This is a genomic window from Rhizobium sp. Root1212, assembly GCF_001424985.1.
Lineage (GTDB): Bacteria > Pseudomonadota > Alphaproteobacteria > Rhizobiales > Rhizobiaceae > Pararhizobium.
On sequence record NZ_LMDA01000023.1, the window covers coordinates 316,885 to 337,611 of the forward strand.

Genomic DNA, 20,727 nt, shown 5'->3' on the forward strand with positions numbered 1-20,727 from the left:
GGTCCGCCCGGCTATAGTCCGTCTGGTCAGATTGAACCGGACAGACTCTATATTTATTTGTTTTCGTTTGTCTTTTCTGGAAACCGGTTCCAACCTTTCCCTGACAAACTCTAGAAGTAGCCCTGGAAATCTTTCAGCGTTTCCAGCACGATCGAGGTCTTCACGTGCTGGACGGATTCGTGCGGCAGCAGCGCGTCGTTGACGAAGCGCGAGAGATCGGCAAGGCCGCGGCAGGCGACCTTCAGGTGATAGTCCATCTCGCCGGTCAGGGAATAGGCCTCCAGCACCTCGGGCAGGCTGCGGATCAGCTTGGCGAAACGCTGGGCGTTGTCGCGGTTGTGGGTGGCGAGCGTCACCGAAATCACCACCAGCAGTTCCAGCCCGATCTTCTCGCGGCGAACGATCGCCTGATAGCCGAGAATGAAACCCTCCGCCTCCAGCCGAGAGCGCCGGCGCGAACATTGCGACGGCGACAGCGCGATCTTCTCGCCCAGCTCGTTGTTGGTCAGGCGACCGTCCTTCTGCAATTCGGCAAGGATTTTGAGGTCGTAGGGGTCGAGAACGGTATTCATGCGCGATATCCCGGTTTCATGCACGATCCATGCAATAAAACAGCAAAATCGCCGAAGATTGCAAGCTAAATGCACCCGATCTGGCGCATTATCTTGTCCGAGGATCAAAACCCCAAGGGAGGAATTCATGGGCCCTTTTCCGCACGACGCGCCAGTCTCTGAAATCACTGCCGAAAACCCGGCCGGCACCGATGGTTTCGAGTTCGTGGAGTTCTCCCATCCCGAGCCTGAAAAACTGGAAGAGCTTTTCCAGCGCATGGGCTATTCGCCGGTTGCCCGCCACAAGACGAAGAACATCACCGTCTGGCGCCAGGGCGATATCAACTACGTGCTGAACGCCGAGCCGGGCAGCCATGCCATGCGCTTCGTCGATGAACACGGCCCCTGCGCCCCCTCCATGGCCTGGCGCGTGGTCGATGCCAAGCATGCCTTCAAGCATGCGGTCTCCAAGGGTGCGACCCCCTATGAAGGCGATGACAAGGCGCTGGATGTTCCGGCGATCGTCGGCATCGGCGGGTCGCTGCTCTATTTCGTCGAGAAATACGGCGCCAAAGGTTCGGTCTATGAGGCCGAGTTCGACTGGATCGGCGAACGCGATCCGAAGCCCGCGGGCGTCGGTTTCTATTATCTCGACCACCTCACCCACAACGTCTATCGCGGCAACATGGACAAGTGGTGGGATTTCTACCGCAACCTTTTCAACTTCACCCAGATCCACTTCTTCGACATCGACGGTCGCATCACCGGCCTCGTCAGCCGGGCGATCACCTCTCCCTGCGGCAAGATCCGCATTCCGCTGAACGAGTCCAAGGACGATACCAGCCAGATCGAGGAATATCTGCGCAAGTACAAGGGCGAGGGCATCCAGCACATCGCCGTTGGAACGGATGGCATCTATGATGCCACCGATAAGCTCGCCGCCAACGGCCTGCGCTTCATGCCGGGACCGCCGGAAACCTATTACGATATGTCCTATCAGCGCGTGAACGGCCACGACGAGCCGGTCGAGCGCATGAAGGTGCACGGCATTCTCATCGATGGCGAAGGCGTCGTGAACGGCGGCATGACCAAGATTCTGCTGCAGATTTTTTCCAAGACCGTCATCGGGCCGATCTTCTTCGAGTTCATCCAGCGCAAGGGCGACGAAGGGTTTGGCGAGGGCAATTTCCGCGCCCTGTTCGAATCCATCGAAGCCGACCAGATCAAGCGCGGCGTGATCGCCGCCGAATAAGGTAAGCTTGGACGTGAACAGAAAAGCCCCCGACAAGAGATTGTCGGGGGCTTTTCTGTCTTCAGACGGGCGAGCGGCCCCTCATCCGCCCTGTCGGGCACCTTCTCCCCGCAGGCGGGGAGAAGGGGGATGCCGCACATCGCTCATTATCTCAGCTCGGAGTGGGGCAGCCAGTTGCTCGGTCGTCCCCTCTCCCCGCGAGCGGGGAGAGGGTTAGGGTGAGGGGCATTTCGACAAATAACGTCGCTCAATCCTGCAATTTCAGCGCCGGCAGGATAGTCCCTCGCGCCTCGCCGAAGCCGATGCGATAACCGTTGCCGACCGCCGCACCACGCAAAATCACCGTATCGCCATCCTCCAGAAACTGCCTGATCTCGCCTGTCTCCAGCGTCAGCGGTTCCTTGCCGCCCCAGGAAAGCTCCAGCATCGAGCCGCGGTTCTCCTTCTCCGGCCCGGAGATCGTGCCGGAGCCGAGCAGGTCGCCGACGCGCATCGGGCAGCCGGAGGTGGTGTGATGGGCCAACTGCTGCGCCGCCGAATAATACATCTCGCGATAATTGGTGCGGGCGATGACGGTTTCCGGCTTTCCCTCGGGCGCCAGCGCCACCGAAAGCGCGATGTCGTAGAGCATCGGCCCCGGCTCTTGCAGGTAGGGCAGGAGTTCGCGTTCCCGCGTCGGCGTCGAAACCCGGAACGGTTCCAGCGCCGCCTTCGGCACGATCCAGGGCGAGATCGTCGTCGCCGTCGCCTTGGCCTGGAAGGGGCCGAGCGGCTGGTATTCCCACGCCTGGATATCGCGTGCCGACCAGTCGTTGAGCATCACATAGCCGAAGATCATCGCATCGGCCTCGGCAACGGAGACCATGCCATCCGAAGGCTGGCCGACGATCGCGGCCATCTCCAGCTCGATATCGAAGCGGGCGGAGGGGGCGAAACGCGGCAGCTCGTCCTCGGGCCGCTTGATCTGTCCCCACGGCCGCCGGACGGGCGTGCCGGACACCACCACCGAGGAGGCGCGACCGTTATAACCGATCGGGATCGACAGCCAGTTGGGCGGAAGCGCGTTTTCCGCCCCGCGGAACATTGTGCCCACATTGAAGGCATGGTGCCGGCCGGCATAGAAGTCGGTGTATTCGCTGACGCGGAACGGCATCAGCAGCGCCACCTTTTCGAGAGGCACGAGATGCGGCTCGACCGCCGCCCGGTGCGTCTCGTCCGACAGAAGTGCGGTCAGCCGCTCTCGCAGTTCCGCCCAGACCGTCGGCCCCGCCGCCATGACGGCATTCCAGGTCGGCTCGGCAAACAGCGCCGGATCGAGCCCATGTTTGATCTTGCCGACATCGAGCACGAAAGCGCCGATCGCTACGCCCATGCGCGGGCCGGCGCCGTCGTCGAACACGCCATAAGGCAGGTTTTCGATCGGAAAATCCGTATCGCCGTTCGCGGAGGATACCCAACTCGTCATGCTTTGATCCCCGGCTTGCCGTCGAATTTCTTTTCCAGACTGTCCCAGCAGTCGATGTAATCGTCCTGCAACGGCGCTTCCTTGGCGGCGAATTCGGTCAGGTGCTGCGGAAAGCGGGTCTCGAACATGAAGGACATGGTGTTGCCTTGGAAAACCGGCTGCATCGCTTCGTTGGAGGCATGCTCGAAGGCATTGCGATCCGGGCCGTGCGGCAGCATGCAATTGTGCAGGCTCATGCCGCCGGGCACGAAGCCCTTCGGCTTGGCGTCGTAGATGCCGTAGATGTTGCCCATCAGCTCCGACATGATGTTCTTGTGGTACCAAGGCGGGCGGAAGGTGTGTTCGGCCACCATCCAGCGCTCGCGGAACAGCACGAAATCGATATTGGCCGTTCCCTCCTGCCCGGAAGGCGCCGTCAGCACGGTGAAGATCGACGGATCGGGGTGGTCGAACAGCAGCGCCCCGACCGGCGAATAGGTTCGCAGGTCGTATTTATAGGCGCAGTAATTGCCATGCCACGCCACGACGTCGAGCGGCGAATGATCGATGAAGGTTTCGTGGAACTGGCCGCACCACTTGATCACCACGCGCGAGGGCACATCGCGGTCTTCGAAGGCTGCGACCGGGGACTTGAAGTCGCGCGGGTTGGCAAGGCAGTTGGCGCCGATCGGCCCGCGGTTCGGAAGGTCGAATTTCTGGCCGTAATTCTCGCAGACGAAGCCGCGCGCCGGACCTTCCAGCAACTCGACGCGGTAAACGAGTCCGCGCGGCAGGATGGCGATTTCCTTCGGCTCGATATCGATGACGCCGAGTTCGGTGCAGAAGCGCAGCCGGCCTTCCTGCGGCACGACGAGCAGCTCGCTGTCGGCCGAATAGAAATACTCATCCGTCATCGATTGCGTGACGAGATAAATGTGGGAGGCCATGCCGGTCTGGGTGTTGACGTCGCCGGCCGTCGTCATGGTGCGCATGCCGGTGATCCAGGTCAGCGCTTCGCTGCCGGCGGCAACCGGGTCCCAGCGATACTGGCCGAGAGAGATGATGTCGTCCTGAATGTGCGGCGCGCTTTTCCAATAGGGCAGGGCGATCTTGTGGAAGCGGCCGGCGTGCTTCACCGAGGGGCGGATGCGGTAGCACCAGGTGCGCTCGTTCTGGCCGCGCGGCGCGGTAAAGGCGGTGCCGGAAAGCTGCTCGGCATAAAGCCCGTATTCGCATTTCTGCGGGGAGTTCTGTCCCTGCGGCAGCGCGCCGGGCAGGGCTTCCGTTTCGAAATCGTTGCCGAAGCCGGGCATGTAGCCGTCATGGGGGCCGGCGACGCCCACGGCGCGGATCATGCCGGCCGGCAGATTGAGATCGTTCATGTCCATCTCCTCCCAATTTCATTCGCCCATCATTTTCGTTGCATTTGCAATGAAGTCAAGAAATTTGTTGCAAACGCAACGAATTTGGTTTCGACTGATGGAAAGCAAATGGGACTATACCATGGACGATGCACTCCCCTTCGACCTGATGCACTTCATGCCCTATCGCATGGCGGCGGCGGCGCAGTTCCTGAGCGACCAGCTTGCGCAAATTTATCGCGTGCGCTGCGATCTCTCCAATGCCGAATGGCGGGTGATGGCGCATCTTGCTTATTCCGGAAACGTCTCGGTCCGGGATGTCGAGGCGCGTGGCGGCATGGAAAAATCCAAGGTCAGCCGGGCTGCGGCGCGGCTGGAAGATCAGGGGTTCATCGAAAAGCGCGTGAACGAAACCGACCGCCGGCTGGTGCAGTTGACGCTGACGGAAAAGGGGCGCTCGCTTATGGCCGAGCTTCTGCCGCTTGCCGCCGCCTTCCAGGCGGATGTCGAGCGCCGGCTTGGGCCGACCTTCGTCGGGCTGGAGGCGGCGCTGGACCGGCTATTGGGAGAAAAGGCATGATCAGGCTCTATGACTACTGGCGCTCTTCGGCCAGCTACCGTGTCCGCATCGCGCTCGGCATCGCCGGCCTTCCGTGGGAGAGCCTGCCAGTGGACCTCCTGAAAGGGGAACACCATTCGCCCGAATATCACGCCATCAATCCGCAAGGCCTCCTGCCCGTTGTCGAGATGGATGGCCAACGCTTCAGCCAGTCGCTTGCCATCATCGAGTTTCTGGAGGAGGCGCATGGCCTCGGCCTGCTTCCGGACGACCTTCGGGACCGCGCCCGCGTGCGTGCGCTCGCCTATGCCATCGCCATGGACATTCACCCCATCTGCAATCCGAGGGTCGTCAATTTCGCCATCGCCCATTCCAACGGCGGCATGACGATGGAGGTGTGGATGCGCAATTTCATCGGCGCGGGTTTTTCCGCGCTGGAAGACATGCTGGCCGGCGGCGACCACTGCTTCGGCAACCGGGTGACACTTGCCGATATCTGCCTGGCGCCGCAGCTTTACAATGCCGTGCGCTGGGGCGTCGATCTTGCGGCCATGCCGAAGATACGCCGCATCGGCGCCCATCTCGAAACCCTGCCCGCCTTCGCCGCCGCCCATCCCGACCGGCAGGCGCATTGAGACGGTTCAACCCTCGCTCAGCACCTCGGTACCGCCGACCAGCCGATCGAACAGCGAACGCCGGGCGCGGCCGACGTCGCGCAGCGGCGGCTCGCCATATTGGCGGGCATATTCGCGGCTGAACTGCGACTGGCTTTCATAGCCCACCTGATGCCCGGCCGAGCCCGCATCCAGCATCTCCTCCAGCATCAGCCGGCGCGCCTCCTGCAGTCTCAGCCGCTTCTGGTATTGCATCGGCGTCATGGCGGTCACGGCCTTGAAGTGATGATGCAGCGAGGAAACGCTCATGCTGACGCGATTGGCAAGCTCCTCGATCCTGAGCGGCAGGGCATAATATTCCTTGAGCCAGGCGCAGGCCCTGCCGATCTGGTGCGACTGGCTGTCGGCCATCGCCATGCGCCGCAGCCGGGCACCCTGCGGGCCGGACAGCAGCCGGTAGAGGATTTCCTGTTCGATCAGCGGCGCCATGACAGCCATCTCGTCCGGCCGGTCCAGCAGCCTCAAGAGCCGGATCACCGCATCGACCAGCTCTTCGGTTACCTGCGTCACAACCATGCCGCGTTCGCTGGTATCGGCTGGCGCGGGAGCGAGGCCAAGCGTCTGGATCAGGCTTGAAATCCGGCGGAAATCGAGTTCGAAGCCGATGCTGAGGTAGGGCTTCTCCGCTGTCGCATCGACGACGCGGCTGGTGACCGGCAGGTCGAGGGAGGTCAAAAGGAAATCGCTGCCGCCGTAACGATAGGTCTCGTCGCCCAGCATGACTTCCTTGGTTCCCTGCGCCACCAGCCCGAAGCTTGCCTTGAAGGCGGAGCAGACGGGCATGCCGACCCCCGAGAGCCGGTTGATCATCAGCCCCTTGATCGGCGTCAGGTGTTCTCCATCCCTGGTGGCATAGGCGGAGATCAACGCGATCAGTTCTTCTTGGCGCGAAAGCGTACCGTTGCTCATGGTGAAACGTTTCCTCCGGTCTTCGTCTCGTGTATGATCCCGATGTAAGGAACGATGCCTGTCCGTGCAAATCGCCGGTCGGATGTTTTGCAGGATCGTGCAAAAATTTTGCAGGATTGCTCTAACGGCTTTTTGCGTTCGGCGTCATAGTAGCGCCGGGAAAAGCCACCGGCTTTCAGTCCCATCCCAAGACATTCAAGGAGCACACCATGGCCCTGGCAAGAGGATATGCGGCGACCGATGCGTCCAAGCCGCTTCAGCCCTTTACCTTCGAACGACGCGCGCCGAATGCGGACGACGTCGTCATCAGCATCAAATATTCCGGCGTTTGCCATTCCGACATTCATCAGGCCCGCAACGAATGGGGCAATTCGATCTTTCCGATGGTGCCCGGCCATGAGATCGCCGGCATCGTCACCGAGGTCGGCTCGAGCGTGACCAAGTTCAAGGTCGGCGACCGCGTCGGCGTCGGCTGCTTCGTCGATTCCTGCACCACCTGCGCCAGTCGCGATGTCGACATCGAGCAGTATCTGCCCGGCCTCGTCGTCACCTATAACGGTTACGAAGCCGACGGAAAAACGCCGACCCAGGGCGGCTATTCCGACCACATCGTCGTCAAGGAGGGTTACGTGCTCTCCCTTCCGGAAAACCTCGATTTCGCCGCGAGCGCGCCGCTGCTCTGCGCCGGCATCACGCTCTATTCGCCGTTGCGCCACTGGAATGCCGGCCCCGGCAAGAAGGTTGCCATCGTCGGTATGGGCGGGCTCGGCCATATGGGCGTCAAGCTCGCCCATGCGATGGGCGCCGATGTGACCGTTCTCAGCCAGTCGCTGTCGAAGAAGGAAGACGGTCTGAAGCTCGGTGCGGATCACTATTACGCCACATCCGATCCGAAGACGTTCGAGGATCTCGCCGGCGCCTTCGACCTGATCCTGTGCACGGTTTCGGCCGAACTCGACTGGAACGCCTATACCGGCCTCCTGAAGGTCGACGGCACCCTGGTTCTTCTGGGCATTCCGGAAAAGCCGGTGCCGGTGCATGCGTTCTCGCTGGTTCCGGCCCGCCGCAGCATTGCCGGCTCGATGATCGGCTCGATCAAGGAAACGCAGGAAATGCTCGATTTCTGCGGCGAGCACGACATCGTTTCGGAAATCGAGATGATCCGCATGGATCAGATCAACGAAGCCTATGAGCGCGTCATCAAGAGCGACGTGCGCTACCGCTTCGTCATCGACATGGCGACGCTGTAAAGGCGTTTCGGGGGCTGAAATGCCCCTCACCCTAACCCTCTCCCCGCACGCGGGGAGAGGGGACGACGGAATTTGCCAATGGCGTTATCTCGTCCACCGCAACGGTGATGCGGTCGGAAACGGAGGCAGCCGCCTGCACCTTCTCCCCGCCTGCGGGGAGAAGGTGGCCGACAGGCCGGATGAGGGGCGTGGCTTGCTCTGAATCTGCAATGAAGCATCGCCTCACAAAAGCTGCAGCGGCCCGTCGTTCTTGATCTCTTCCATCACCGCATAGGTCCGCGTTTCCTTCACCCCCGGCAGCGTCCAGAGCACCTGCCCGAGGAAACTGCGATAGGCGTTCATGTCCTCGAAGCGTGTCTTGACGAGGTAATCGAACCCGCCCGCCACCATGTGACATTCCAGCACCGCCGGCGCGCGGCGGATGGCATCGGCGAAGTGGTCGAAGACCTCCGGCGTCGTCTTGTCGAGCATCACTTCAATGAAAACGAGCAGGCCGAAGCCCAGCTTGTGCGGATCGAGCCGCGCCCCGAAGCCCGAGACATAGCCGTCCTTCAACAGCCGTCGCAGCCTTTCGCTGGTGGCGGTGGGAGACAGGCCGATGCGCTCGGCCAGCTCCAGGTTGGTGATCCGCCCATCGCCCTGCAGGATATTGAGGATCTTGCGATCGATCTTGTCGATGTCGTGGATCGACATATCAGCCGGCCAGCCGGGTTTCGGCGAGTTTCACCCAGTAGGAAATGCCGTGCGGGATAGCCTCGTCGTTGAAATCGTAAGCCGGATTGTGCAAACCGGCGGTCTCGCCATTGCCCATGAAAATGAAGGCGCCGGGGCGGGCGAGCAGCATGTAGGAAAAATCCTCGCCGCCCATCATCGGGTCGAGGCCGTCGGAAACCTTGCCGCTTCCGGCGATGGTGCGGGCGGCATCGAGCGCATGGGCGGTCTCGGCGGCGTGGTTCACCGTGACGGGATAGTTGCGGATATATTGAACCGTGACCTTCGCCCCGTAAGCCGCGCCGAGATTTTCGGAAATCTGCCGGATGCGCTTTTCGGCAATGTCGCGCATGTCGGGCATCAGCGTGCGCACGGTGCCGGCCAGCACTGCCTGCTCGGGAATGATGTTGTGGGCAAAGCCCGCATTGAACTTGGTGACGGAAACGACCACCGATGCCAGCGGATCGGCGGTGCGCGAAGCGATCGTCTGCAGTGCATTGACGACCTGCGAGCCGATGACGATGGGATCGATGGTCTTGTGCGGCTGCGCCGCATGGCCGCCGCGCCCGTCGATGGTGATGATGAACTCGTCGGTGGAGGCCATGATCGGGCCGACGCGGCTGCCGAATTCGCCAACTGGCATGCCCGGCATGTTGTGCATGCCATAGACTTCTTCGATGGAGAAGCGCTCCATCATGCCGTCCTTGACCATCTCGTTGCCGCCGCCGCCGCCTTCTTCGGCCGGCTGGAAGATCACGGCGACCGCGCCCTTGAAGTTGCGGGTCTCGGAAAGATATTTTGCAGCACCCAGCAGCATGGCGGTGTGGCCGTCATGGCCGCAGGCATGCATCTTGCCGGCTGTGGTCGAAGCCCAGGGCTTGCCGCTTGTCTCGGTCATCGGCAGCGCATCCATGTCGGCGCGCAAGCCGATGGTGCGGCCTTCGCCGAGATTGCCACGGATCAAACCGACGACGCCGGTGCGGCCGATGCCGGTCACGATTTCGTCAACGCCGAATTCCCGGAGTTTCTTTTCGACGAAGGCCGCCGTATTTTCGACGGCGAACAGAAGCTCCGGATTGGTGTGCAGGTAGCGGCGCCATTCGGTCACTTCGTTCTGGAGTTCGGCGGCGCGGTTCAGAATGGGCATCGTGTCTTTCCTGTGCTTGCGGGCATTAAGACGGCCGGGGCGTGAAGAAAGGCCTTTGCCATCACCTTGCCATATAGGTTAAATAGCCGGGCGACACGAGGCAATTCCCGATTTCGAGGTTCGATAGTGGTCAACAGTGCAATTCGTATGGGCGGCAAAAAACTTGCCCTTCTGGCGGGGGCTTGCGCCATCGCTCTGTCGAGTGTCCTGCCGGCAATGGCCAATCCGCGTCTGGTCGTCGATGTCAATTCGCTCAAGGTCTATGAGCAGCAGGATATCTTCCAGCGCTGGTATCCGGCCTCGCTCACCAAGCTGATGACGGCCTACACAACCTTCCGCGCGCTCAAATCCGGCCGCCTGACGCTCGAATCTCCCGTCGTCATGAGCAAGAATGCCGCTTCCGAGCCGGCGAGCAAGATGTATCTGAAGCCCGGCCAGGCAATGACGCTCGACAGCGCGCTGAAGATGATGCTGATCAAATCGGCCAACGATATCGCGGTTGCCATCGGCGAGACTGTCGGCGGTTCCGAGCCCGCCTTCGTCGACATGATGAATGCCGAGGCGCGCCGCATCGGCATGACGTCCTCTCATTTCGTCAATCCGAACGGCCTGCCGGCCCCCGGCCAGTATACGACGGCGCGTGATCTTGCGGTTCTCGCCATCACCATCAAGCGCGAATTTCCGCAATATGCGCCCTATTTTGCCTATGAAGGCTTCCAGACCGGCAAGAAGAAATTCCCGAACTACAACATGCTGATCGGCCGCTTCGACGGCGCCGACGGCATGAAGACCGGCTTCATCTGCGCCTCCGGCTTCAATCAGGTCTCGTCCGCCACCCGCAACGGCCGCAGCGTCGTCTCGGTCGTGCTCGGCGCCGACAGCCTCGGCGCCCGCGCGGACGAATCGGCCCGCATGATGCAGATGGCGCTGACCGAAAGCAGCGCCGGCAAGCCGGGCCTCGGCCAGATCGCCCCTTATGGCGAAACCCGCGACATGGTGGCCGATATCAGCAAGGACATCTGCTCGGCGCATGCCGCAAAGGTGCGCAGCGAAGGCCGCGACGAGGCCGGCCGCCAAAAGCTGCTGTCGCCTTTCATCCACGAGATCGACCGGCCGCTCAATCTGGTTTCGGCGGAACTGCTGCCGGGCAGCACCATCGCGGATGCCAAGGGCCAGGTCGCCGGCGGCGAGGGCGATCTCGCCAACGTCCCGGTCCCGGTTCCGCGCCCGACCTTCTAATTAAGGCCGACATGCCATGACAGCCTCTTCGAACACGGTGCCGGTCTCGATCCTTACCGGCTTTCTCGGCGCCGGCAAGACGACGCTGCTCAACCGGCTCCTGAAGGACCCGGACCTTTCCGATACCGCCGTCATTATCAACGAATTCGGTGATGTCTCGCTCGATCATCTGCTGGTCGAGGCCTCCAGCGACGGCATCATCGAGCTTTCCGACGGCTGCCTCTGCTGCACCGTGCGCGGCGAGTTGGTCGATACGCTGGCGGACCTGATGGATCGCATGCAGACCGGCCGTATCCGCCCCCTGCAGCGTGTCGTTATCGAAACGACCGGCCTTGCCGACCCGGCCCCGGTGCTGCAATCGGTCATCGGCAATCCGATCCTCGTGCAGAACTACCGGCTCGACGGCGTCGTCACCGTGGTCGATGCCGTCAACGGCCTTGCCACGCTCGACAATCACGAAGAGGCCGTGAAGCAGGTCGCCATGGCCGATCGGCTGGTGCTGTCGAAAGCGACGCTTGCCTCACCGGAGGCGGTGGACGCCTTGAAGGCGCGTCTTGCCGCGCTCAACCCCCGAGCCCCGCTGATCGACGGCGATACGCCCCTTGCCGGCAAGGCCGAGCTGTTTCACTGTGGGCTCTACGATCCCGCGACCAAGATCGCCGATGTCGGCCGCTGGCTGCAGGACGAGGCGCACGATCACGATCATTGCGACCACGACCATCATGATCACCACCACCATCATCATCACGATGCCAACCGCCATGGTGCGGATATCCGTTCCTTCAGCATCGTCCATGACCGGCCGATCGAGCCGATGGCGCTCGACATGTTCATCGATCTCCTGCGCTCGGCCCATGGCGAAAAGTTGCTGCGGATGAAGGCGGTCGTTGCCATGTCGGACCGGCCGGAGCGGCCGCTGATCCTACATGGCGTCCAGAACGTCTTCCATACACCACAGCGCCTCGCCGCCTGGCCGGACCCGAACGACCGGCGCACCCGCATGGTCATCATCACCAAGGGCCTGGACGAAGCCTTCGTGCGAGACCTGTTCGACGCCTTCACCGGCCGCCCGTCCATCGACAGAGCCGACCGTCAGGCCCTGGAAGACAATCCGCTCGCCGTGCCGGGAATGAAGCTTTAGGTCTTCTTCCTGATCAGAAAACGATGCCCGGTTTCGAGTGCATCGCTTTCGACCAGCGTATGTCCGTCCTCATGGCAGAAATGCGGGATATCGATCACCGCCAGCGGATCGGTGGTCTCGACCGCGATCAGCGCGCCCGGCGCCAGAAGTTGCATGCGCTTGCGGGTCTTCATGACCGGCAAGGGGCATTTCAGCCCCTTGAGGTCATAGACGATGGCATCGGGCATCACTTGGCCCAGAATTTCCAGAAGGGTTTTTTCTGCGGCTGTTCGACGGTCATCTCACCCGGCGCGACAACGGTCGCATCGGCCTGCGGTGCGGCAGCTGCCGTCTCCGCGGCCGCAGCGGGCTTTGCGTCCTTGACCGGCGTCTGCGCCGCCTTGGCCGGGATCGTGGCCGTCTCGGTCACCCGCTTCTCAGCGGCTGCCGGGTTGGCCTCCGTCAGGCTGTTGGAAACGGGCGCCGCTTGCGGCTCGGCAACGTCCTTGGCGCCGAACAGGCTCCAGAAGCTCTTCTTGGCGGCCGGAGCCTCGACAGCGGCCTGCTCGACCGGCCGGGGCATCGGGTTTTCAGCCGGCACCGGCACGCTCTTGCCGCCACGGGTGCTCTTCTCAAGCTCCGCCGCCTGGATTTCGATCGCCTTCTTGGCTTCCGCCAGTTCGGCGCGCTTTGCTTCCAGTTCCGCGAGGTCTTCCGCCTTCATCAGCTTACCGGCGTCGATGGAGCGGCCGGTCGGCGCGTAGGCGAGTTCCTTGCCGACGCGATCCTTGGCGACGATCGCCTTGCGCTCGGCCTCGCTCGGCTCGTACCACACCATGCCGTCATATTTCTTCAGCGCTTTGGCGTAGTCCTCGTCGTATTTCTTGTTGTAGCTCGCCAGCGCCATCTGCATTGACGGCGGCGTCGACATGGCCGGACAGGCGCCGGCCGGATTGAACTTGCCGTCGGTCTGCTGGTTGAAGACGTATTTCTTCTCGCAGATGTTGACCTCAGGCGGCCGCTTGGTGATCTCGAACTGGTCGTAGCCGACCTTCAGCATGTTCCAGAAGTCGATGTTCGGGCTGTTCTTGTGGCGCGCCATGTTTTCCGCGGTCATTCGGAAGGGCAGGGCCTGCAGCTGGATCGTCTGCTGGCCGCCCTTGTAGGCGTCGCGCGCGAGCGCGAAGATTTCCTGCATCTGCTCGTCGGTCATCGAATAGCAGCCGGACGACGAGCAGGCGCCGTGTATCATCAGGTTGGTGCCATGGCGGCCGTTCGCTGCGTCGTAGCGGTTCGGAAAGCCGGTGTTGATGGCGAGATAATAGCTGGAATTCGGGTTCATCTGGCCGGGGCTGATAGGATAGAAACCCTCGGGCGCCTGCCGGTCGCCTTCCTTCACCTTCGGGCCGAGCTTGCCGGACCAGGCGCAGATCTTGTATTCGCGCAGCTTGGCGAAACGGTTGGTGGCGTCGGCCTTCCAGATTTCGAGCGCACCTTCTTCCTTGAAAATGCGGATCATGATCGGGGAGGTCTTCGGCATGTTCGCCGCCTGCATATTGGCGACGATCCGGCCGGAAAGCTCGTAAGTTGTCTTGTTCTTGACGCTCTTGATGTCGACTTCGGCCTTGTCGAAGGAATCCAGCGTCTCGTTGGTGCAGCCTGCGAGCAAGGCGGCGACAGCGGCGGTAATAACGAGATTTCTCAGACGCATCAGCAAGAGCCCATTATGAATACAATCAAACGCCTCGATTCCCGCAGGCGGAGCAGGGAATCAATACGTCCTTATACTTCACAAATTATTAACCTTGCAGGCCCGCCTCGGCCCTGCCATGTCCTGACCCCATGATTATGGCCAAGATTTGGCTGTATTCCCGATTATCGACATATTCCCCGATGGTTAGGGCGACACCGTTGCCGCCTTGCACCGGTCGGCTCAGAGATGACGGCCGATGTTCAGGTATTTCTGCCGGCGATCCGAACGCAGCTGCTCGCCGTTGCGGCCGGAAAGTTCCTTCAGCGCGTCGGCGATGACCGTGCCGGTCCGCTCGATCACGGCATCGGGATCACGATGGGCGCCGCCCACCGGCTCGGATATGATGCCGTCGACGATGCCGAGCGACTTCAGGTCTTCCGCGGTGATCTTCATGTTGGTCGCGGCCTCGCGGGCGCGGGTGGAATCGCGCCACAGGATCGAGGCTGCACCTTCCGGCGAGATCACGCTGTAGATCGAATGCTCCAGCATATAGACGCGGTTGCCGGTCGCGATGGCGATTGCGCCGCCGGAGCCGCCTTCGCCGATGACGACGGAGACGATCGGCACCTTGACGTTGAGGCACATTTCCGTGGAGCGGGCGATGGCTTCCGCCTGGCCGCGCTCTTCCGCGCCGATGCCCGGATAGGCGCCGGCCGTATCGATCAGCGTCACCAGCGGCAGGCCGAAGCGGTCGGCCATTTCCATGACGCGGATCGCCTTGCGGTAGCCTTCGGGACGGGCGCTGCCGAAATTGTGCTTGATGCGCGACTTGGTGTCGTTGCCCTTCTCCTGGCCGATGACGGCGACGGGCGTGCCGCGGAAGCGGGCAAGGCCCGCCTGGATGGCTTCGTCGTTGGAGAACTTGCGGTCGCCGGCAAGCGGCGTGAATTCGGTGAAGAGACCGGCGGCATAATCGACGAAGTGCGGACGCTGCGGATGCCGCGCGACCTGGGTCTTCTGCCACGGGTTGAGCTTGGAATAGATGTCGACCATCGCTTCGCGCGCACGCACTTCCAGCCGGCCGACTTCATCGCTCGTGTCGATGCTCTCGTCCTCGCTGGCGAGCTTCTTCAGCTCATGGATTTTGCCTTCGAGATCCGAGATTGGTTTTTCGAAATCGAGGTAGTTGTGCATGAGATACGTTTCCGATCGTTCTGCGCTCTTGGCCGCCGATGGGTGCGATCCAAGGGCTCTGGCGGTCCTAATCCCGTTTTTTCGCCTGTTTGGCAAGGGGGTGATGGTTCTGGACGAGCTGGTGAAGCCGCTCTTCCAGCACATGGGTATAGATTTGTGTCGTTGAAATGTCCGAATGTCCAAGCAGTTCCTGTACGGCGCGCAGGTCTGCCCCGTTGGCAAGAAGATGGCTCGCAAAGGCGTGGCGCAGCACATGCGGCGAGATCGTCGCGACCCGAATGCCGGCGCGGGCCGCCAGATCCTTGAGGTCGCGGGCGAAAACCTGCCGCGGCAGATAGCCGGCCTTGCCGGAGGAGGGGAACAGCCAGGGACTATCCTCGGCCCCCTCCGTCGCCGCAGTCTCAGCAGCCAAAGCTGTCCCGTAGGTCGCGACGGCGCTGATCGCCGAGCGCGACAGCGGCACCAGCCGTTCCTTATTGCCCTTGCCCCTAATGACGAGGAAGCGTCCGTTCTGGGAGAGCACGCTTGCCGGCAGCGAAACGAGTTCGCTGACGCGCATGCCGGTGGCATAGAGCAGCTCGATCAGCGCGTGCATGCGCTGGCGCTGAAGCCGGCCGGGGCTCGCATCCTGTGCTTCGGTCTCCGCCTGCGTGATCAGTTTGGAAACGTCGTCGATGCTCAGCGTCTTCGGCAGCGAGCGCGCCTTCTTCGGTGCGTCGAGCACGCCGGTCGGATCGTCGCCGCGCAGGCCCTCGGCATAGAGAAACTTGTAGAATTGCCGGAGCGCCGAAAGCCGCCGCGCCTGCGAGGAGGCCATGAAGCCCTGTTGCGAGAGGTGGGCAAGATAGGCGCGCAAATCCTCCGAGCCTGCTGCGAGCGCGCTGACGCCGCGCGTCTTGAGGAACGAGCAGGCATCCTCCAGATCGCGCTCGTAGGAAGAGAGCGTGTTGACGGCAGCGCCCCGCTCGGCGCTCATCATTTCCAGGAAGGATTCGACGTGGAGGCCTGAGCGGTCGGTCATTGGGGCTTGTTGATCCGTTCCGAGGGGATGCGGATCGTCACGTCCCGTTCCACCGGGTTCACGAAGGTCACAAGTGCCAGCATGGTTCCATAGATCACGCCCGCAATGACCGCGCAGATGAACAGGAAGCGGAACAGGGTGGGCATGATCAACTCCTAAAATCGGCACCTATATGAGCATGCCGGTTTTGAAGTGCAAGAAGAAGCGCTTTGCCGCCGCTTACCGCCCGGCGATCCCTTGACGCTTTCCCCTGATTTGTCGATACCGGAAGGGAACAGGGACAGAAGGCTTTATGAACGACGTGACCGAACCGGTTTCCGAGGTGCTGGCGGAAAAGGCGAAAGCCGTGCTCGGCAAGCGCAATCTCGTCTTCGTCGGCCTGATGGGCGCCGGAAAATCGGCGATCGGCCGCATGACGGCTTCCGCGCTCGGCATTCCCTTCGTCGATTCCGACCACGAGATCGAGCGCGTCTCGCGCATGACCATATCGGAGCTTTTCGCGGCTTACGGCGAAGACGAGTTCCGCGCGCTGGAAGCCCGCGTCATCAAGCGCCTTTTGAATTCCGGTCCGCGCGTCGTCTCCACCGGCGGCGGCGCCTATATCAACGAGCGCACCCGCCGCCATATCAAGCGCAGCGGCCTGTCCCTGTGGCTGAATGCCGATCTCGACGTGCTCTGGGAGCGGGTCAACAAGCGCGACACCCGGCCGCTGTTGAAAACCGAAAACCCCAGGCAGACGCTCGAAAACCTGATGAAGGCCCGCTACCCGATCTATGCCGAAGCCGATCTCAGCGTACTGTCGCGCGATGTGAAGAAAGAAGTCATGGTCGAGGAGGTGCTGGCTGCCATCTCCTGCCTGCAGAAGAAGTGAGTGTAATGACCCACCGTACCGTCCGCGTCGAACTCGGCGACCGTTCCTATGACATCCTCATCGGCCCCGGCCTGATCGCCGCGACCGCCGCAGAGATCACCAAGCGCCTCAAGGGCCGCCGCATGGCCGTCATCACCGACGAGCATGTCGCGCCGCTCTATCTCGACACCGTCATGCATGGTCTGGCGAGCGCCGGCATCGAGGCCGTCAGCGCCGTGCTCCCGGCCGGCGAGAAGACCAAGAGCTTCGATCACCTGATCCCCGTCTGCGAAACCATCCTCGGTGCCCGCATCGAGCGCAACGATGCCGTGATCGCGCTTGGCGGCGGTGTCATCGGCGATCTCACCGGCTTTGCCGCCGGCATCGTCCGCCGCGGCTCCCGCTTCATCCAGATCCCGACCTCGCTCTTGGCGCAGGTCGATTCCTCCGTCGGCGGCAAGACCGGCATCAATTCACCCCACGGCAAGAACCTGATCGGCGTCTTCCACCAGCCGGATCTCGTGCTCGCCGATACCGATGTGCTCGATACGCTGAGCCCGCGCGAATTCCGCGCCGGTTATGCCGAGGTCGCCAAATACGGCCTGATCGACAAGCCGGATTTCTTCGAATGGCTGGAAAACAACTGGCAGGCGGTCTTCGCCGGCGGCGAGGCCCGCATCGAGGCCGTCGCAATCAGTTGCCAGGCCAAGGCCGATGTCGTCGCAGCCGACGAGCGCGAAAACGGCCAGCGGGCGCTGCTCAATCTCGGCCACACCTTCGGCCACGCGCTGGAAGCCGCCACCGCCTATGACGGCAGCCGGCTGGTCCACGGCGAGGGTGTGTCGATCGGCATGGTGCTCGCCCACCAGTTTTCCGCCCGCATGAACCTTGCGAGCCCCGATGTCGCAAGCCGCGTCGAAGCCCACTTGAGGCAGGTCGGCCTTCCCACCCGGATAGACGAAATTCCCGGTAGCCTGCCACCGGCCGACGTGCTGATGGATGCCATCGCCCAGGACAAGAAGGTCAAGGGCGGCAAGCTCACTTTCATCCTGACCCGCGGTCTCGGCCAGTCCTTCGTCGCCGATGATGTGCCGGCTTCGGAAGTGCTCTCCTTCCTCGAGGAGAAGCATCCGGCATGACGGTGGAAGGCGTTCTCGGCTTTTTGGTTGAGGAATGGCCGGTTCTGGCCGGCATCGCCCTGCTGCTTGTCTGCTCTGCTTTCTTCTCCGCGGCCGAAACGGCCCTCGTCAACGCCTCGCAGGCGCGCATGCATGCACTGGAGGCCAACGGCGATGACCGCGCTCGTCTCGTTACGGTGCTCAACGCCCGGCAGGACAGGCTGATCGGCACGCTGCTGCTCGGCAAGAATATCGTCAATATCCTCGCGGCAACACTGGCGGCCGAGCTGTTCATCCCATCCTTCGGCTGGTGGGGCGTGCTTTACGCAACCCTGACGATGACCTTCCTGCTGGTAATCTTCTCCGACGTCCTGCCCAAGGGCTGGGCCGTCGCCGCGCCGGACAGGCTGGCGCGCGCCGTCGCCCCCGTCGCGCACTTTTTCGTGGTGCTGATCGGGCCGGTCTCCAGTCTCGTCAACCGCATCGTGCGCGGCATCCTCGGTCTCTTCGGCTATGAGTTCTCCAAGGAACGCCCGATGCTGACGGCGCATGAGGAACTGCGCGGCGCCGTCGATTTCCTGCACCGCGAGGGCGCGGTGGTAAAAGCCGACCGCGACCTGCTCGGCGGCGTGCTCGATCTCGGCGATCTCGCCGTCTCCGATATCATGATCCACCGCACGTCGATGCGGGCGCTGAATGCCGAGGAAGCGCCGGAAGTGCTTGTGCGCGCGGTGCTGGAAAGCTCCTATACCCGCATGCCCGTCTGGCGCGGTGCGAGCGACAACATCATCGGCGTGCTGCACGCCAAGGACCTGTTACGCGCCCTTGCCGAGCCGGATGTGACGCCGGAGACGGTCGATATCGTCCGCATCGCGCAAAAGCCGTGGTTCGTGCCGGATACGACCAATCTCAAGGACCAGCTTAGCGCCTTCCTGCGCCGCAAGGTCCATTTCGCCATCGTCGTCGACGAATACGGCGAGATGCAGGGTCTGGTGACGTTGGAAGATATTCTGGAGGAGATCGTCGGCGATATCGCCGACGAGCACGATATCGCCATCCAGGGTGTGCGCACCGAAGCGGACGGATCGATCGTCGTCGATGGTAGCGTGCCGATCCGCGACCTGAACCGCGCGCTCGACTGGTCGCTTCCCGACGAGGAAGCCACCACCGTCGCCGGCCTCGTCATCCACGAGTCGCGCAGCATTCCGGAAGAGCGGCAGGCGTTCACGTTCTACGGCAAGCGTTTCATCGTGATGAAACGGGTGAAGAACCGGATTACACGATTGCGCATCCGGCCGGCAGAGGATTTGCCGGCGGGGGGATAGGGCTCCCCCTCATCCGGCCTGTCGGCCACCTTCTCCACGCTTGCGGGGAGAAGGGATATGCCGCACCTGCTGTTTTCCTTTTGCTGCTTTTGGAAAAGGAACGAGCGGCAATCTCGATCGTCCCCTCTCTCCGCGAGCTGGGAGAGGGCTAGGGTGAGGGGCAATCCTGCAAAATCCTCACCACCGCGTCGCTTCCCCCGGCGCTGCCGGCTCCACCGCCAACGCATGCAGCCCGGCATCCAGTTCCGGCTTCAAAAGTGCGTTGATCGCCCGGTGCCGCGCTACCCGGCTCATGCCGGCAAACACGCTGGAAACGATCCGCACCCGCATATGGGTTTCGCCGCTTCCGTCGAAACTTTCCTGATGCCCGGCATGCAGGTGGCTTTCGTTGATCACCATCAGCCGCTCCGGGGCGAAAGCTTCGGTCAGTTTTGCCTCAATACTCTGTTGAAACGACATGATTTGGCCCCGTTCTTCTGGCTTGTCCGCAGGGTTGCGCGCCGGTTAACGGCGGACGGGCCGAGCGGTGCAAAATACTCGCAAAAAGCCTGCAACATTCCGGTTTGTCAATTCTTGTTGTGATGCCTGTCACACCCCATAATTAGCGCCATGAAACTCGATTCAAAATATTTCGACGGGATTCGCACCAGTCGCCGCCGCCCAAACCAGAAGCCGGAGCCTATGGCGCCGGTCTGTCAGTGGGACGGCTGCGAGCAAAACGGCGTGCACCGCGCGCCGGTCGGCCGCAATGCCGAAAACGAGTTTTTCATGTTCTGCTTCGAGCATGTGAAGGAATACAACAAGGGCTACAACTACTTCTCCGGCCTCTCCGATAACGAGATCGCCCGCTACCAGAAGGAAGCCCTGACCGGGCACCGCCCCACCTGGACGGTCGGCGTCAACAAGAACGCCAAGAATGCGCCGCAGCAGTCGCAGATGCGCTCGGGCTCGGCAGGCTCCCAGGCCCGCATGCGCGATCCCTTCGGCTTCGTCGAGCAGGCCCGCGCCCGCGCCGCGAAACAGGAGCCGCGCCAGCGAAAACTGAAGACGCTGGAGGCCAAGGCTTTCGAAACGCTTGCCGTTCACGCCAATGCCACGGCCGCCGAGATCAAGACGGCCTACAAGGAGCTGGTAAAAAAGCATCACCCCGATGCCAATGGCGGAGATAGAGGCTCCGAAGAGCGTTTTCGCGCCGTTATCCAGGCATATCAATTGTTAAAACAGGCTGGCTTCTGCTAGGAACCCGTTCTATTACAGTCACCGACATTTGAAGACGATATACGGGAACGCCCTGATGTTTCCGTGCTGG

General features: G+C 62.2%; 22 protein-coding genes. 10 read left to right on the forward strand and 12 right to left on the reverse strand.

Going from position 1 to position 20,727, the window contains the following annotated elements; all coding sequences use genetic code 11:
* Positions 1 to 110 precede the first annotated feature (110 nt).
* A complete protein-coding gene (locus ASC86_RS19550; protein ID WP_056325030.1) occupies positions 111 to 572 on the reverse strand; it encodes an Lrp/AsnC family transcriptional regulator in 462 nt (153 codons plus the stop codon).
* Positions 573 to 699: 127 nt separating this feature from the next.
* On the opposite strand from ASC86_RS19550, the gene hppD reads away from it, so the two are divergent.
* Positions 700 to 1,803, forward strand: a complete 1,104-nt coding sequence (gene hppD, locus ASC86_RS19555) for a 4-hydroxyphenylpyruvate dioxygenase (protein ID WP_056325032.1) — start codon at positions 700 to 702, stop codon at positions 1,801 to 1,803.
* Between the two features lie 247 nt (positions 1,804 to 2,050).
* On the opposite strand, the gene fahA is transcribed toward hppD, so the two are convergent.
* Both fahA and hmgA read right to left on the reverse strand, forming a co-directional pair.
* Entirely contained in the window at positions 2,051 to 3,268 is a 1,218-nt protein-coding gene (fahA, locus tag ASC86_RS19560) for a fumarylacetoacetase (protein WP_056325035.1), read from the reverse strand.
* The gene (gene hmgA / locus ASC86_RS19565; protein ID WP_156387127.1) at positions 3,265 to 4,602 is read right to left on the reverse strand and encodes a homogentisate 1,2-dioxygenase; all 1,338 of its coding nucleotides are present in this window, start codon (positions 4,600 to 4,602) and stop codon (positions 3,265 to 3,267) included. Before hmgA ends, fahA begins: the two co-directional genes overlap by 4 nt.
* Before the next feature lie 148 nt (positions 4,603 to 4,750).
* Between hmgA and ASC86_RS19570 the strand changes: the two genes are divergently transcribed.
* Positions 4,751 to 5,188: a MarR family winged helix-turn-helix transcriptional regulator gene (locus tag ASC86_RS19570; protein ID WP_056325219.1), complete on the forward strand. Its 438-nt coding sequence runs from the start codon at positions 4,751 to 4,753 to the stop codon at positions 5,186 to 5,188.
* Positions 5,185 to 5,802: a maleylacetoacetate isomerase gene (gene maiA, locus ASC86_RS19575; RefSeq protein ID WP_056325039.1), complete on the forward strand. Its 618-nt coding sequence runs from the start codon at positions 5,185 to 5,187 to the stop codon at positions 5,800 to 5,802. The genes ASC86_RS19570 and maiA overlap by 4 nt, the downstream gene beginning before the upstream one ends.
* 6 nt (positions 5,803 to 5,808) lie before the next feature.
* Here the strand turns inward: maiA and ASC86_RS19580 are convergent, their stop codons facing one another.
* Positions 5,809 to 6,750 (reverse strand): AraC family transcriptional regulator, encoded by a 942-nt coding sequence (locus ASC86_RS19580; protein WP_056325041.1) that lies wholly within the window; start codon positions 6,748 to 6,750, stop codon positions 5,809 to 5,811.
* 209 nt (positions 6,751 to 6,959) lie between these two features.
* Here ASC86_RS19580 and ASC86_RS19585 point away from each other — a divergent pair, with 209 nt between their 5' ends.
* The gene (locus ASC86_RS19585; protein ID WP_056325044.1) at positions 6,960 to 8,000 is read left to right on the forward strand and encodes an NAD(P)-dependent alcohol dehydrogenase; all 1,041 of its coding nucleotides are present in this window, start codon (positions 6,960 to 6,962) and stop codon (positions 7,998 to 8,000) included.
* Positions 8,001 to 8,222: 222 nt separating this feature from the next.
* Here ASC86_RS19585 and ASC86_RS19590 read toward each other — a convergent pair whose 3' ends face one another.
* Both ASC86_RS19590 and ASC86_RS19595 read right to left on the reverse strand, forming a co-directional pair.
* Complete coding sequence (locus ASC86_RS19590) at positions 8,223 to 8,687, reverse strand: Lrp/AsnC ligand binding domain-containing protein (protein ID WP_056325222.1); 465 nt, start codon at positions 8,685 to 8,687, stop codon at positions 8,223 to 8,225.
* A 7-nt stretch (positions 8,688 to 8,694) separates the two neighbouring features.
* Positions 8,695 to 9,858, reverse strand: coding sequence for a M20 aminoacylase family protein (locus ASC86_RS19595; protein WP_056325048.1), 1,164 nt, complete (start codon positions 9,856 to 9,858; stop codon positions 8,695 to 8,697).
* A 147-nt stretch (positions 9,859 to 10,005) separates the two neighbouring features.
* Between ASC86_RS19595 and ASC86_RS19600 the strand changes: the two genes are divergently transcribed.
* Positions 10,006 to 11,097, forward strand: a complete 1,092-nt coding sequence (locus tag ASC86_RS19600; protein ID WP_056325050.1) for a D-alanyl-D-alanine carboxypeptidase family protein — start codon at positions 10,006 to 10,008, stop codon at positions 11,095 to 11,097.
* A gap of 16 nt (positions 11,098 to 11,113) precedes the next feature.
* Positions 11,114 to 12,238 carry a GTP-binding protein gene (locus tag ASC86_RS19605; RefSeq protein WP_056325052.1) on the forward strand — a complete coding sequence of 375 codons (1,125 nt, stop codon included), beginning with the start codon at positions 11,114 to 11,116 and terminating at the stop codon, positions 12,236 to 12,238.
* Here the strand turns inward: ASC86_RS19605 and ASC86_RS19610 are convergent.
* The 5 genes from ASC86_RS19610 to ASC86_RS26290 all read right to left on the reverse strand — a co-directional run bounded on the left by ASC86_RS19610 (position 12,235) and on the right by ASC86_RS26290 (position 16,271).
* Positions 12,235 to 12,465, reverse strand: coding sequence for a sulfurtransferase TusA family protein (locus ASC86_RS19610; RefSeq protein ID WP_056325055.1), 231 nt, complete (start codon positions 12,463 to 12,465; stop codon positions 12,235 to 12,237). The genes ASC86_RS19605 and ASC86_RS19610 overlap by 4 nt on opposite strands.
* Positions 12,465 to 13,928, reverse strand: a complete 1,464-nt coding sequence (locus ASC86_RS19615; RefSeq protein ID WP_056325226.1) for a L,D-transpeptidase family protein — start codon at positions 13,926 to 13,928, stop codon at positions 12,465 to 12,467. Before ASC86_RS19615 ends, ASC86_RS19610 begins: the two co-directional genes overlap by 1 nt.
* 222 nt (positions 13,929 to 14,150) lie before the next feature.
* Positions 14,151 to 15,104: an acetyl-CoA carboxylase carboxyltransferase subunit alpha gene (locus tag ASC86_RS19620; protein ID WP_056325056.1), complete on the reverse strand. Its 954-nt coding sequence runs from the start codon at positions 15,102 to 15,104 to the stop codon at positions 14,151 to 14,153.
* 67 nt (positions 15,105 to 15,171) lie between these two features.
* Entirely contained in the window at positions 15,172 to 16,125 is a 954-nt protein-coding gene (xerD, locus tag ASC86_RS19625; protein ID WP_056325059.1) for a site-specific tyrosine recombinase XerD, read from the reverse strand.
* Complete coding sequence (locus tag ASC86_RS26290) at positions 16,122 to 16,271, reverse strand: hypothetical protein (protein WP_156387120.1); 150 nt, start codon at positions 16,269 to 16,271, stop codon at positions 16,122 to 16,124. The genes xerD and ASC86_RS26290 overlap by 4 nt, the downstream gene beginning before the upstream one ends.
* A 146-nt stretch (positions 16,272 to 16,417) precedes the next feature.
* Between ASC86_RS26290 and ASC86_RS19630 the strand changes: the two genes are divergently transcribed.
* The 3 genes from ASC86_RS19630 to ASC86_RS19640 are packed head-to-tail and all read left to right on the forward strand — an operon-like array spanning position 16,418 to position 19,418.
* On the forward strand, positions 16,418 to 16,996 hold the full coding sequence (locus tag ASC86_RS19630) for a shikimate kinase (protein WP_056325062.1): 579 nt from the start codon (positions 16,418 to 16,420) through the stop codon (positions 16,994 to 16,996).
* Positions 16,997 to 17,001: 5 nt separating this feature from the next.
* The gene (aroB, locus tag ASC86_RS19635; protein ID WP_056325065.1) at positions 17,002 to 18,114 is read left to right on the forward strand and encodes a 3-dehydroquinate synthase; all 1,113 of its coding nucleotides are present in this window, start codon (positions 17,002 to 17,004) and stop codon (positions 18,112 to 18,114) included.
* Positions 18,111 to 19,418 carry an HlyC/CorC family transporter gene (locus ASC86_RS19640; RefSeq protein WP_056325067.1) on the forward strand — a complete coding sequence of 436 codons (1,308 nt, stop codon included), beginning with the start codon at positions 18,111 to 18,113 and terminating at the stop codon, positions 19,416 to 19,418. The genes aroB and ASC86_RS19640 overlap by 4 nt, the downstream gene beginning before the upstream one ends.
* 177 nt (positions 19,419 to 19,595) lie before the next feature.
* Here the strand turns inward: ASC86_RS19640 and ASC86_RS19645 are convergent, their stop codons facing one another.
* Positions 19,596 to 19,877 carry a BolA family protein gene (locus tag ASC86_RS19645; protein WP_056325071.1) on the reverse strand — a complete coding sequence of 94 codons (282 nt, stop codon included), beginning with the start codon at positions 19,875 to 19,877 and terminating at the stop codon, positions 19,596 to 19,598.
* Between the two features lie 141 nt (positions 19,878 to 20,018).
* Between ASC86_RS19645 and ASC86_RS19650 the strand changes: the two genes are divergently transcribed.
* Positions 20,019 to 20,657 (forward strand): DnaJ domain-containing protein, encoded by a 639-nt coding sequence (locus ASC86_RS19650; RefSeq protein ID WP_156387121.1) that lies wholly within the window; start codon positions 20,019 to 20,021, stop codon positions 20,655 to 20,657.
* Positions 20,658 to 20,727: the final 70 nt, after the last annotated feature.

Bases quoted from the DNA above. Each gene is read 5' to 3' on its own strand.
- ASC86_RS19645 (WP_056325071.1), bottom strand. From the start codon at position 19,877: ATGTCGTTTCAACAGAGTATTGAGGCAAAACTGACCGAAGCTTTCGCC.
- ASC86_RS19640 (WP_056325067.1), top strand. From the start codon at position 18,111: ATGACGGTGGAAGGCGTTCTCGGCTTTTTGGTTGAGGAATGGCCGGTT.
- maiA (WP_056325039.1), top strand. From the start codon at position 5,185: ATGATCAGGCTCTATGACTACTGGCGCTCTTCGGCCAGCTACCGTGTC.
- ASC86_RS19595 (WP_056325048.1), bottom strand. From the start codon at position 9,858: ATGCCCATTCTGAACCGCGCCGCCGAACTCCAGAACGAAGTGACCGAA.
- ASC86_RS19600 (WP_056325050.1), top strand. From the start codon at position 10,006: ATGGGCGGCAAAAAACTTGCCCTTCTGGCGGGGGCTTGCGCCATCGCT.
- ASC86_RS19580 (WP_056325041.1), bottom strand. From the start codon at position 6,750: ATGAGCAACGGTACGCTTTCGCGCCAAGAAGAACTGATCGCGTTGATC.
- ASC86_RS19615 (WP_056325226.1), bottom strand. From the start codon at position 13,928: ATGCGTCTGAGAAATCTCGTTATTACCGCCGCTGTCGCCGCCTTGCTC.
- hppD (WP_056325032.1), top strand. From the start codon at position 700: ATGGGCCCTTTTCCGCACGACGCGCCAGTCTCTGAAATCACTGCCGAA.
- ASC86_RS19585 (WP_056325044.1), top strand. From the start codon at position 6,960: ATGGCCCTGGCAAGAGGATATGCGGCGACCGATGCGTCCAAGCCGCTT.
- ASC86_RS19605 (WP_056325052.1), top strand. From the start codon at position 11,114: ATGACAGCCTCTTCGAACACGGTGCCGGTCTCGATCCTTACCGGCTTT.
- hmgA (WP_156387127.1), bottom strand. From the start codon at position 4,602: ATGATCCGCGCCGTGGGCGTCGCCGGCCCCCATGACGGCTACATGCCC.
- ASC86_RS19550 (WP_056325030.1), bottom strand. From the start codon at position 572: ATGAATACCGTTCTCGACCCCTACGACCTCAAAATCCTTGCCGAATTG.
- ASC86_RS19570 (WP_056325219.1), top strand. From the start codon at position 4,751: ATGGACGATGCACTCCCCTTCGACCTGATGCACTTCATGCCCTATCGC.
- xerD (WP_056325059.1), bottom strand. From the start codon at position 16,125: ATGACCGACCGCTCAGGCCTCCACGTCGAATCCTTCCTGGAAATGATG.
- aroB (WP_056325065.1), top strand. From the start codon at position 17,002: ATGACCCACCGTACCGTCCGCGTCGAACTCGGCGACCGTTCCTATGAC.
- fahA (WP_056325035.1), bottom strand. From the start codon at position 3,268: ATGACGAGTTGGGTATCCTCCGCGAACGGCGATACGGATTTTCCGATC.
- ASC86_RS19620 (WP_056325056.1), bottom strand. From the start codon at position 15,104: ATGCACAACTACCTCGATTTCGAAAAACCAATCTCGGATCTCGAAGGC.
- ASC86_RS19630 (WP_056325062.1), top strand. From the start codon at position 16,418: ATGAACGACGTGACCGAACCGGTTTCCGAGGTGCTGGCGGAAAAGGCG.
- ASC86_RS26290 (WP_156387120.1), bottom strand. From the start codon at position 16,271: ATGCCCACCCTGTTCCGCTTCCTGTTCATCTGCGCGGTCATTGCGGGC.
- ASC86_RS19610 (WP_056325055.1), bottom strand. From the start codon at position 12,465: ATGCCCGATGCCATCGTCTATGACCTCAAGGGGCTGAAATGCCCCTTG.